Source organism: Pinibacter aurantiacus (assembly GCF_019130065.1).
Lineage (GTDB): Bacteria > Bacteroidota > Bacteroidia > Chitinophagales > Chitinophagaceae > Pinibacter > Pinibacter aurantiacus.
In genome coordinates this window covers 150,016-162,488 of the sequence record NZ_JAHSPG010000011.1, presented here as the reverse complement: position 1 = coordinate 162,488, position 12,473 = coordinate 150,016, and the positions used below count along the sequence as shown (strand labels likewise).

Annotated in this window: 9 protein-coding genes and 1 pseudogene; 8 read left to right on the top strand and 2 right to left on the bottom strand. The window is 40.5% G+C overall.

The annotated features are described in order from the left end of the window. Positions 1–108: 108 nt before the first annotated feature. The 7 genes and pseudogenes from KTO63_RS14080 (at position 109) to KTO63_RS14050 (ending at position 7,486) form a co-directional block, all read left to right on the top strand. Positions 109–2,295 (top strand): S9 family peptidase, encoded by a 2,187-nt coding sequence (locus KTO63_RS14080; protein ID WP_217791966.1) that lies wholly within the window; start codon positions 109–111, stop codon positions 2,293–2,295. Between the two features lie 114 nt (positions 2,296–2,409). Next, complete coding sequence (locus KTO63_RS14075) at positions 2,410–3,000, top strand: TetR/AcrR family transcriptional regulator (protein ID WP_217791965.1); 591 nt, start codon at positions 2,410–2,412, stop codon at positions 2,998–3,000. A 50-nt stretch (positions 3,001–3,050) separates the two neighbouring features. Beyond that, a complete protein-coding gene (locus KTO63_RS14070) occupies positions 3,051–3,422 on the top strand; it encodes a VOC family protein (RefSeq protein ID WP_217791964.1) in 372 nt (123 codons plus the stop codon). 7 nt (positions 3,423–3,429) lie between these two features. Beyond that, positions 3,430–4,035: an NAD(P)-dependent oxidoreductase gene (locus KTO63_RS14065; RefSeq protein WP_217791963.1), complete on the top strand. Its 606-nt coding sequence runs from the start codon at positions 3,430–3,432 to the stop codon at positions 4,033–4,035. Positions 4,036–4,119: 84 nt separating this feature from the next. Further along, on the top strand, positions 4,120–5,196 hold the full coding sequence (locus KTO63_RS14060; protein ID WP_217791962.1) for an Ldh family oxidoreductase: 1,077 nt from the start codon (positions 4,120–4,122) through the stop codon (positions 5,194–5,196). A gap of 201 nt (positions 5,197–5,397) precedes the next feature. Continuing rightward, positions 5,398–6,711: an aspartate kinase gene (locus KTO63_RS14055; RefSeq protein ID WP_232373177.1), complete on the top strand. Its 1,314-nt coding sequence runs from the start codon at positions 5,398–5,400 to the stop codon at positions 6,709–6,711. A gap of 73 nt (positions 6,712–6,784) precedes the next feature. Further along, positions 6,785–7,486, top strand: a pseudogene (locus KTO63_RS14050) (putative polyvalent protein kinase domain-containing protein). A gap of 18 nt (positions 7,487–7,504) precedes the next feature. On the opposite strand, the gene KTO63_RS14040 reads toward KTO63_RS14050, so the two are convergent. Together KTO63_RS14040 and queA are read right to left on the bottom strand one after the other, a co-directional pair. Further along, positions 7,505–8,629 carry a glycosyltransferase family 4 protein gene (locus KTO63_RS14040; protein ID WP_217791958.1) on the bottom strand — a complete coding sequence of 375 codons (1,125 nt, stop codon included), beginning with the start codon at positions 8,627–8,629 and terminating at the stop codon, positions 7,505–7,507. A 214-nt stretch (positions 8,630–8,843) separates the two neighbouring features. Next, entirely contained in the window at positions 8,844–9,893 is a 1,050-nt protein-coding gene (gene queA / locus KTO63_RS14035) for a tRNA preQ1(34) S-adenosylmethionine ribosyltransferase-isomerase QueA (RefSeq protein WP_217791957.1), read from the bottom strand. 429 nt (positions 9,894–10,322) lie between these two features. Between queA and KTO63_RS14030 the strand changes: the two genes are divergently transcribed. Further along, the gene (locus tag KTO63_RS14030; protein WP_217791956.1) at positions 10,323–12,275 is read left to right on the top strand and encodes an LTA synthase family protein; all 1,953 of its coding nucleotides are present in this window, start codon (positions 10,323–10,325) and stop codon (positions 12,273–12,275) included. The last annotated feature ends 198 nt before the right edge of the window (positions 12,276–12,473 follow it).

Genomic DNA, 12,473 nt, shown 5'->3' with positions numbered 1-12,473 from the left:
GCTTGTTCTTTAACCGTTGATCATGCTTTAAGAACGCTTAATTAATGAACCGGGTAATTGCATAATATTTTGCTAACATGCTTTATCTTCCATCAAATTTCTTACACTATGCCCCAGCGTTTATTGTTATTGTTTTGGTGCTTGATTATTACGCTTTGCGTTTCTGCGCAGGAAAAAATTACATGGTCTAAAGAAGGCAATAGCTATTATGTGAATGAAGATAATAGCATTGCGAAATATACGTTGCCAGCGGGATCATCTACGGTGATTGTTGATAAAGGAAAATTAATTCCAGCTGGAAAAACAACGGCATTGCACATACGCAGTTTTATTTTTTCAGCGGATGAGAAGAAAGTATTGATCTATACAAATACAAAGAAAGTTTGGAGACAAGATACGAGAGGAGATTACTGGTTGTATGATCTTACAACAGGTTCTTTAAAACAATTGGGAACAGGTTTGCCTGAATCATCTCTAATGTTTGCCAAGTTTTCTCCTGACGGTGGCAAAGTTGCTTACGTAAGCAATTACAATTTGTACGTGGAAGACGCGGTAACAAACAAAGTAAAACAGTTGACACTCGACGGTAGCCGTAAACTGATCAACGGCACATTTGACTGGGCCTATGAAGAAGAGTTTTTCTGCAGAGATGGTTTTCGCTGGGCAGCCGACAGTAAGCAAATTGCTTTCTGGCAAATTAATGCAAAGACGACTTCCGATTATTATATGATCAACAACACGGATTCTATTTATCCGAAAATAGTTCCTGTAGAATATCCGGTTGCAGGTACTCCGCCATCTCCTTACAAAATTGGTGTTGTGAATGTTGAGAATGCACAAACCAAATGGATGGAAATTCCTACTGATACTGTTTTGCAAACTTATGTTCCAAGAATGGAGTGGGCGGCCAACAGTAGTGAATTGATCATTCAGCATTTGAACAGAAAGCAGAATGATAGCAAGTTGTTTATATGCAATGCAACAACTGGAAAATCAAGCTTGATCTACGAGGAAACAGACAAAGCATGGATCGATATTTTGCCTTTGTGGGACGATGATTATGCTTATGGTGGCTGGGATTGGATTAACAGCGGAAAAGAATTTGTGTGGGCCACTGAAAAAGACGGCTGGCGCCACTTGTATCGCATTAGCCGCGATGGCAAAAAGGAAACGCTGATCACTAACGGCAATTATGATGTGATGGATATTGTGCGCATCGATGAAAAAGGAGGTTACGTTTATTTCATGGCATCTCCTGACAATGCCACACAAAAATATTTGTATAGAACCAAGCTGGATGGTAAGGGCAAAGCGGAAAGAGTATCTCCGGCTAATCAACAAGGAACTCATGACTACAACCTTTCTCCTGATGCGAAATTTGCCATGCATAATTTTTCTAACTATTACACAAGGCCTACATCGGAGTGGATCACTTTGCCGGCACATGGAGGCGTCAATGGAAGCAGCGAAGTAAACAATGCTGTTGCTGCAGCAGATAAGAGCCGGTTTCCGTTGCAGTTCTTCAAAATAAAAACTGCGGACAATGTTGAAATGGATGCGTGGATGTTGAAGCCTGAAAACTTCGACAGCACAAAAAAATATCCTGTTGTGTTCCAGGTGTACACAGAACCATGGGGGCAACTTGTGAAGGATGAGTTTGGCACTGGGTACAACTTTTTGTATCGCGGCAATATGGCAAAGGATGGCTACATCTACATTACAATTGACAATAGGGGGACACCCTGTCCAAAAGGGAGAGAATGGAGAAAGTGTGTTTACAGACAAATTGGACAAATCAATATTAACGACCAGGCGATGGCTGCAAAAGAAATTTTGAAATGGCCATTTGTTGATAAAGATCGCGTAGCTGTTTGGGGTTGGAGCGGTGGTGGCTCTGCAACGCTGAACCTGATGTTCCAGCATCCTGAGATTTACAAAACCGGGATAGCCATTGCAGCAGTAGGAAATCAGCTTACATATGACAACATTTACCAGGAACGCTACATGGGGTTGCCACAAGAAAATCGCGAAGATTTCGTGAAAGGTTCACCCATCACATATGCTAAAAATTTGAAAGGAAATTTACTGTACATACATGGAACAGGTGATGATAACGTGCATTACGATAATGCTGAGATGTTGTTGAATGAATTGATCAAATACAATAAGCAATTTCAGTTTATGCCTTATCCAAACCGTACGCACAGTATATCAGAAGGCGAAGGAACCAATCTGCATTTAAGTACATTGTACACGAACTATTTAAGAACAAATTGCCCTCCGGGAGGGAGATAGGAGGTCGAATTTTTAAAGTCCCTGCAGTTATGCGGGGATTTTTTTATGCATGAATAAGTATTTTAAAAATAAAATTTAAAAAAGAATGATTGTTCTTTTATATTTGTATTCCCAATGCGTCTAAAAGATCTAAATAAGGAGTTGCTTATACGGCAGAAGACAGTCGAGCTTGTTGTAAAAGATGGGTTTGATGGTTTGAGTATGCATAAGGTGGCGAAGGCTGCTGGCGTATCAGTTAACACTATTTACCTGAATTTTGAAAATAGGGAAGACCTTATTGTGCAAGTTTACCTTGGTATAGTAAATGAGATGGATGACATGCTGTTGAAGGGTTTTAATGTGGATATGAACTATGCTGAAGGACTGAAACTGCAATGGAAAAACAGATTGGCTTATTGTTTGAAATACCCATTGGAAGCTCAGTTCGCAGAACAATTGCGTAGCACTCCGTTATATCTGAAAGTTATGGACCTACAGGGCAGGAGATTGTCGACAGTTATGCAAAAGTTCTGCGCGAACGCAATTAAGAAAGGGAAGTTGAAGGAGCTGTCAACGGAAGTGTATTGGGCTATAGCTTTTGGTCCATTGTATCAATTAATAAAATTTCACCAGCAAAAGAAAAGCATGAGTGGTAAAAAATTTGCGCTTACTCAGGAAAAATTGGATGAAGCTTTCGATCAGGTGATGATTGCTTTAACACCATAAAATTTTTTTAACCAATAAAAGAATGATTGTTCTTTTATAAATATATCATAATGAAACTGAATCACATTAATCTCACGGTGCCTGATGTAAAAGCCACTGCGGATTTTTTTGAGACATTTTTCTCCTTTACTTGTTTAGAAAAAAAAGGAGATAATGCATTAGCGGTTTTGAAAGGAGAGGACGGATTTGTCCTGGTGATTACTTCTCATTCGTTCAACAGAAACGATATTCACAGCTATCCGGATGCATTTCACGTGGGTTTCCTGGTAAATAGCAAACAAGAGGTTGATTTAAAATATGACCAGTTGCTTTCTTCTGGTTATGCAACGGGGCACGCGCCGAGGAATATGCATGGGTCTTATGGATTTTACTTTAATGCACCGGGGAGTATTCTTGTGGAAATTAGTATGGAGAATAAATAGTAAGCGTATGAAAATAGCTTTGTTTGGCGCAACAGGGCAAGTTGGTAGGGAACTTGCGAAGTTACTTTTAGCAAAAGAAGATTGCTTAAAAGCATTGGTGCGTGATAGCGGCAGAATCGAAGCTGCTAAGAATTTACAATTGATTGAAGGAGATGTTTTGAATGCAGTGGCTGTTGAAGAATGTATCAAAGGGTGTGACGTTGTTTATATTTTGCTAGGCACTCGAGGAAATAAAGCGACCACTGTTTATTCTTCAGGCACGATAAATATTGTCATGGCGATGGAAAAGTTTGGTGTCCGGAGAGTTATTTGCTTGTCTTCTGCAGGAGTGCTTGGCTACGATGGTGGTTTCTTTGGTCGGATAGTTGCGCCGTTAACGCTTTGGCGGCCTTTTAGAGACAAGAGAAGACAGCTTGAAATTTTGTCTGTGACGGCTCTTGATTGGACAATTGTACGACCTACAGAGATCAAGGATAAGCCTGCCGGCGTGCTTGAAGTGAATTATCATAAAATGGGAAAGCCTTCTATTTCCATGAAATCACTTGTGCAATTTTTATATGATCAGATTTTTGCAAAAGACAATATTCACAAGATGCCAATAATTGGAGATTGAAAATTGGAAAGCTAAACTTCATTTTCAATTTTCAACTTTCCGTTTTCAATTAAATTTATCTTTGCGGCTCACCAATTCTCTTTTATGGAAAAGATTTTTTCCTATGCTCATTTGTTGAATTTTACAGAAGCAATATTCAGGCAGATTGGTTGCAGTTCCGACGATGCAACTATTGCAGCAAAAACTTTGTTGAGTGCGGATTTACGTGGAGTTGATTCACATGGTGTGGCGCGTTTGACAGGCTATGTGCGCTTGTGGGAGGCTAAGAGGGTGAATGCAGCACCTGCAATGAAAGTGATTCATGAAACGCCATCCACGGCTGTTGTTGATGGGGATAGCGGTTTGGGACTTGTTGTAGCACCTTATGCGATGAAAGTGGCAATTGAAAAAGCGAAGAATGTGGGAACAGGCTGGGTGAGTGTGCAGAACTCGAATCACTTTGGTATTGCAGGATTTCACGCAATGATGGCGCTGGAGAATGATATGATTGGCATTGCAATGACCAATGCCAGTGCTTTGGTAGCGCCAACCTTTTCAACCGAGCGCATGCTAGGTACAAACCCTATTTGCGTGGCGATTCCTGCGGGAAAAGAGCCTGCATTTGTGGCGGATTTAGCAACTACGACGGCCGCTAACGGTAAGCTCGAAATTTTACAAAGAAAAAATCTGGATGCGCCGACGGGGTGGATCCAGGATAAAGAAGGCAATATTTCTACAGATGCACATGCCTTGAAAAATGGCGGTGCTTTGCTGCCACTCGGCGGTGATCGCGAGCATGGAAGTCATAAAGGCTATGCGCTTGGGGCGGTGGTGGATATTTTCTCGGCCATATTGAGCGGCGCAAACTACGGCCCCTGGGTACCTCCGTTTCCTGCTTATGTGCCAATGCCTGAAAATATGCCGGGTAAAGGGATCGGGCACTTTTTAGGAGCGATGCGCATCGACGCCTTCCGTAAAGCGGACGAATTTAAAGAGCACATGGATAACTGGATACAGCGCTTTAGGAACGCCAAAACAGTGGTGGGTGAACAAAGCGTTTTGATTCCCGGCGATCCGGAAAGAGAGATGGAAAAAGAGCGTTTGGAAACCGGAATTCCATTGTTGCAAGTTGTTGTGGAGGATTTACAAAATTTGGGTAAAAAATTGGGCGTGGAGCTTTAACTTCGCAAACCCGGAGGGAAAGGCAAAAATTAAAAGTAAAAATTAAAAAGTGATCCCCGTCAGTGCGGCTACTTTTTTGACTTTCTAATTTTGACTTTTGACTTCCGACCTCCTGAGAAGAAGCAACAATTTTTTCAACAATATTTTTCACTAAAAAATGGCTAAACTAGCTTTTAGCTTGTTACTAAGAAAATGAAAGTAATGAAATTCGGGGGCACCAGTGTTGGAAAGCCCGAGCGTATGTACCAGGTTGCGGATCTGATCACCCGTGACAATGAATCTAAAATTGTTGTATTGAGTGCTTTGAGCGGAACTACCAACGCATTGGTTGGTATTGGCGATGCTTTGGCCAAGAACAATAAAGAAGATGCGAAGACGCAGATCGACAAGCTGGAAGCTCACTATCATACTTTCATTGCAGAACTGGTGAAAACTCCTGCAGCGCTTGCAAAGGCAAAAGCTATTGTTGGCGAGCATTTCGAGTTTTTGAACATCATCACTAAAATTTCTTTCAACGAAGCGTTGAATAAAGATATCCTTGCGCAGGGTGAATTGTTGAGCACAAAATTGTTCAGCACTTATCTTGAAGAAAAAGGAATTGATCACTATCTGTTGCCGGCGCTCGATTTCATGAGCATTGATGCAAATGATGAGCCGCAACTTTCCGCGATTAAAACAAAGCTGTCTCAGCTGTTGAAAAATCATAGCGATAAGAAAATGTTCATCACGCAAGGTTATATCTGCCGCAACTCGAAAGGAGAGGTAGATAACCTGAAAAGAGGCGGAAGTGATTACACTGCATCTTTGATTGCTGCTGCAATTAAAGCTACTGTCTGTGAAATTTGGACAGACATCGATGGTATGCATAACAACGACCCACGTATCGTAAAGAAAACGGTTGCCATCGAGCAATTGAGCTTTGATGAAGCTGCTGAGCTTGCATATTTTGGCGCGAAGATTTTGCACCCAACTTGTATCTGGCCAGCTCAACACGAAAATGTTCCTGTTAAGTTGTTGAACACTATGCAGCCTGATGCTGCCGGTACAGTAATCCGCGACGAAGCAGGTAGCGAAGGCGTAAAAGCGATTGCTGCGAAAGATGGTATTATCGCAATCAAAATCAAGAGCAGCCGCATGTTGCTGGCTTATGGTTTCCTCAGAAAGATCTTCGAAGTGTTCGAGAAATACCGCACACCAATTGATATGATCACTACTTCTGAAGTGGCGGTTTCTGTTACGATTGATACAGATGCTAATCTTGCTGCGATCGTGAAAGAATTGGAACCTTTCGGAACAATTGAGGTAGATAAAAATCAAACCATAGTTTCCATTGTTGGTAACAAAATCGGTAGCTCTGCTGATGTGTTAAGCAAATTGTTTGATACATTAAAACCGGTGCCTGTTAGCATGGTTAGCTATGGTGGAAGTCCTCACAATATTTCTTTACTTGTTGCTGATCAATATAAGATTCAGACTCTGCAGTTGCTGAATAGCGGACTGTTTGGTTTAGAGTAGTGGTCGTTATTTGCAAAAAAATATATAAAAGAGCTTATGCAAACTTGCATAGGCTCTTTTTGCTTGAAAAGCAATGCGTTCCGTAGAAATTGTATACTTCAATTCTTTACTTATTTTTGTAAAAATGATTGATAATGATACCCGAAAAAGACTTAAAGATATCGTTTCAGGAAATGTCCTTGAAGGGACAAAAGAGAATTGCACGTCAATCAGAAATCTCCTATGCTCAAGCTTTAGAACAAGTACAACGGTTAAAAAAGAATTCGAAAGTCAATCAATCGTCAAAGAAGAGCAGGTAAAGCTGTTGAGATCGTTTTGTGACACAAATGACCTTTGGGTAAAAGAATTACCTGAAGAAAAACATTATTTGACGAGAGGAGGGGAAGCTTTGGTTTATCTTGAGTCAAATAGTCAAAGCGTAATAAAGCTAAACGATGCTATTTACTATACGACTTGGCTTGAGTTTTTTAATAGCGTCGTCATTCACAATTTACTTTTTAGGGACACAACTTATACTTGCCTGGGATTTACAGAACGAGATGGAACTTTGTTTGCTGTTTTAAAACAGCCATTTATATAATCAGACGCGCAAGCTGAATTGCCAGACATAAAAAAATTCCTGGCATTTAACGGGTTTGAAAATACACGGCGAAACGACTACTTCAATAAAGAGTTAGGGTTGATTTTGGAAGGCATGCACGATGAAAATATCCTTGTCAACTCCAATACCTTATTTTTTATTGATACAGTTTTTTATACGGTGTCACTTGCTTAAAATTTTTTAGTTTAAATTTCAGGCATTTAAAAGTTTCAAATAAATCTTTTCAATCTCTCTCGTCATTTTATCTGCACTGAAACGTTCGCTGATAGTGGCTCGCGCAGCATCTCCCAGTTTTTTTCTTTTGTCAGGGTCGTTCGCTAAATCAACAATCGCGGCGGCTAAATTATCTTCTACATTTTCCATTGGTAACAAAATGCCATTGTTGTTGTGTTGGATCACTTCACGAGTGCCATCCGCAGCAGTAGCTATGATTGCTTTTCCCATTGCCATTGCTTCGAGTAACGCGATTGGCAGGCCTTCCCAAAGAGAGGGTAACACGTAAATATCTCCGGCTGCTAAAACCTCCGGAACGTCTTGGCGAAACTGTTGGAAAATGACTTGTTGTTCGATTCCTAACGTTTTTACAAGTTGTAGTGCTTCATCTTTTTGATCGCCATCTCCCACTAATAAAAGCTTTAAAGAAGGTTTTTGCTGTAAAGCTTTGGCGAACGCTCTGATCAACACCAGCGGTTGTTTTTGATGGATAAAACGGGCAACAAAAACAACAAGCGTATCTGAAGGTGGAACATGTAATTCTTCCCGGACATCTTGCAATGCTCTGTCTGGATTGAATTTTTGCTGATTGATTCCATTGTTGATCACAACAGATTCAAAGTCTTTAAAGTATTGCTTTCCCGTTGCCTGGTTAGAGGCAGCAACAGAAATGTTGATGTCCGATTTTTTTGTGAGCACTTTTTCCCCCAACACTCTTATCTTCTTGACTATCGGGTTCTGATCATCGTGGAAGCTCCAGCCGTGAATCGTATAAACGAGTGGGAGGTTCAATTTTTTTGCGGCCCAATAAACGTTTGAATTTGCTCTGGTGCCGTGTGCATGCACAAGCTGAATGTTTTCACTTTCCACAAACGTCTTTACCTGTTTCCATTTGCTCATATCAAACGGCTTTTCAGTATAGATCACATGTGTTTGAATGCCCATTTCCTTAAGCCTGTCTATCATTGGGCCGGGAGTAAAGGAGAGGACAACGGGCTCAAATATAGATTTATCAAGGTTTTCAACGAGGCTCAATAAATGGCTCTCACCGCCGCCGATCTGTCCCTGGCGGATGGTTTCGAGAATGCGGTACTTTTTGGTCACAGGTGTTGCAATTGAAAATTGAAAGTTGAAAATTGAAAATGATGTTGCTTCTCTTTTGTGGAGCCAGACAATTTTCAATTATTTTAATTTGGAACTAAAATAGTTGTTCCGGAAAGCAAATGCAAATACGGGCAAAAAAAATCACCGCATGATAACATGCGGTGATTTTTAAGTTTTTATGATGGCAGTGAATTTACGATTCACCTTTTCATGATTATAACACCAACATAGCATCTCCATAGCTGAAGAAGCGGTATTTGTCTTTGATTGCTTTTTTGTAAGCTTCTGTTGCCAATTCATAACCGGCGAATGCGCAAGTCATGATCAATAAGCTTGTTTTTGGCAAATGGAAGTTGGTGATCAAAGAGTCTGCAATAGAGAACTCATAAGGAGGGTGGATGAAATGGTTTGTCCAACCTTCAGATGGTTTCAGCAATTTTTCTGCAGTAAAAGATGACTCGATGGCTCTCATGGTTGTTGTACCAACAGAGCAGATTCTTTTACCGTCAGTTTTTGCTTTGTTTACAATTTTGCAGGCTGTGTCATCGATCTGGTAGTACTCGGCATCCATTTTATGTTTGCTGAGATCTTCTACTTCGATGGGGCGGAAAGTTCCCAATCCTGTGTGCAAAGTAACTTCTGCGAAACGGATACCTTTAATTTCAAGACGTTTGATCAGTTCTTTACTGAAGTGCAGGCCAGCTGTTGGAGCAGCAACGGCACCTTCGTGTTTTGCATACACTGTTTGGAAACGCTCTTTATCTTCTTCTTCCGGTTTGCGCTTGATGTATTTTGGAAGAGGAGTTTCACCCAGATGCTCAAGCATTTGGCGGAACTCATCGTCTGTGCCATCCCACAAGAAGCGGATGGTACGACCACGGGATGTAGTGTTATCAATTACTTCAGCTACCAGTTCGTCAGACTCTCCGAAATATAATTTGTTGCCGACACGGATTTTACGTGCAGGGTCAACGATTACATCCCAAAGGCGATTTGGTTTGTTCAATTCGCGTAGAAGAAAAACCTCAATTTTAGCGCCGGTCTTTTCTTTACGGCCATACATACGAGCTGGGAAAACCTTTGTATTATTTACGATGAAAACATCTTTGTCGTCAAAATAATCCAGAACATCACGGAAGTGTTTGTTTTCCATTTGTCCGGTTTTGCGGTGCACCACCATCATGCGACTGTCTTCTCTCTTTTTCGAAGGGTGCTGAGCGATAAGGTTTAGAGGCAGATCAAACTTAAACTGAGATAACTTCATGGGCAATAAATATTTTTTAATTGCAATTGCCACATGATATAAACCGGATGCGAAAGGGAGGAGCATTGAATCTTTCGTATCAAACCCGATCTTACGGTACCAGGTTGTATCATGTTACGGCATGATTTTAAAGTGGGCAAAGGTAATGAATTAATGTAAATTTTGTGAAATACGCAAGAAATATTTGGTTTTTTTGTAAAAACTTATTAATCATCGTTTTAATTTGACTTTGGGAAATGATTTTGGACAATTCAGCCACAAAAAAATCATACCTCAGCGGATAGGCATAATCAAAGTTTACAACAGCGGTAATAAACATTTGTTCAAACGACATTCTATAGAATTTTTTGAAAGGAGCTATCTGGGTATTTTTCATTTTTATCTGGTAGAATTGAATAGCTTTGCGCACTTTAAATTTTCGTTAAGTTTATGTTACGTGCCCCCAATCGTTACTCAATTCTATTAGGTTTTTGGACACTGTTTATCGCACTTTCATTTTTGGTGCGGACGGTGCTTCTTATTATATCGTGGAAAAACGCCGCTATTTCCATAGGGTCATTGTTTTCTATCTACTTTAAGGGATTTGTGTTTGACCTTGGTGTTGCTTCATTTTTTACGGTTCTGTATGCTATTTATTTATTGCTGATTCGACAAAAGTGGAACCAGTCGAGGCTCAACAAAACGGTTACGTACGTTGGATTCTTTTTAACGGTGTTGATCGTGATGTTCTCATTTTTCGCCGAATTTACCTTCTGGGGAGAGTTTGAAAGCCGCTTCAATTTCATTGCCGTTGATTATCTTATCTACACTTTTGAGGTGGTAAATAATATCAATCAATCTTACCCACTTCCGTATTTGATTGGTGGAATGGTGCTGGTTACTTCTTTAATTACGTGGTGGTTTTATAAAAGAGGAATTTTTGCTGCAAGTTTCAATTCAGCCATGACATTCAGAAGTCGTTCAATTGTGACGGTTGCTTTGCTGCTGGTCCCGGTATTCTACATATTCAATGTAAAAAATAACTGGGCTGAAAGAACTGATAATCGCTATAGAGCCGAATTGTCAAAAGCAGGTATTTACTCTTTCTTTTCTGCATTTAAGAACAATGAGCTTAGCTACAGCGAGTTTTACAAAAAGGACCCGGATGCGGAAGTGTTTGCTCGCATGCGCAATTTGCTGACAGATTCCAGCACAAAGTTTACCGGAAATGAAAATGAGATTTACAGGCAAATAACGAGCAACGATACGCTTGTTGCCCGCCCGAACGTAATAATGATAACGATCGAAAGTTTCAGTGCCGACTTTATGACGCGTTTTGGTAATACAGAGGGACTAACTCCGGTGCTTGATTCTCTTTCGAAGCAGAGTGTGTTGTTTACAAACATGTATGCAACGGGAACGCGTACGGTGCGTGGCATGGAGGCGCTTACGCTCGCGGTTCCGCCTACGCCGGGAAGCAGCATTGTTCGCAGGGATGATAACGCAAACTTATTTACCGTTGGCTCGATATTTAAAGATGCCGGTTACAAACGCACTTTCTTTTACGGTGGTGATGGATATTTTGACAACATGAATAAATTTTTTAGTGGCAATGGCTTTGATATTGTCGATCATCCAAATACTACGGTTGTGAATGACAATCTGGTTACTACGAGAACCGCTATAGCAAAGAAAGATATCCAATTTGAAAATGCGTGGGGCATTTGCGATGAGGACATTTACAAAGCGGTAATTCGCGATGCGGATGCCGATTATAAAGAAGGAAAGAAGTTCTTCAATTTTGTAATGACTACTTCAAACCACAGGCCTTATACATATCCTGCTAACAAAATAAGTATTCCGCAAGGAAGCAGGGAAGGTGCCGTTCGTTACACAGATTTTGCAATTGGTAAATTGCTGGAAGAAGCAAAAACAAAGCCCTGGTTTGCCAATACAGTTTTCATATTTGTGGCTGACCACTGTGCAAGTAGTGCGGGCAAAAATGAGATCAATGTTTCTAAATACCACATTCCATGCCTTGTATATAATTTGCCAAACGCCAAGCCGGTTGAGCTTTCTCCGATTTGCTCGCAAATTGATTTATACCCAACATTGTTTAGTTATTTGAACTGGAGTTACAAGTCGAATTTGTTTGGCGAAAATATTAACGCAGCGAAATACCAGCCAAGAGCGTTGATGGGAACTTATCAAAAACTGGGTTATCTCAAGAATGATACGTTGATCGTTTTAGGGCCTCAGCAAAAAGCAGATTGCTACTTCTACAAAAAACAATCCGAGGAACAAAAGCAAGTGCCCATGAACGACCATCTTTTGCATGAAGCGATTGCGAACTATCAATCTGCGTATCAGTTGTATAAGAATGGGGGGATGAGGGAGAAGTAATTAGGAATTAGGAATTAGGAGTTAGGAATTGAGGAGTGTGATTGCTGTAGTTAATAACTAGTAAAGAATAATAGCAGAGGGCAGCATTTAAAAAAATGCTGCCCTCTGCTATTTTGATAACCTCTTAATACTTGTGAATACTGTGGAGACTTCCATATGAAGAATTTCTAACTCCTAATTTCTAACTCCTAATTCCTA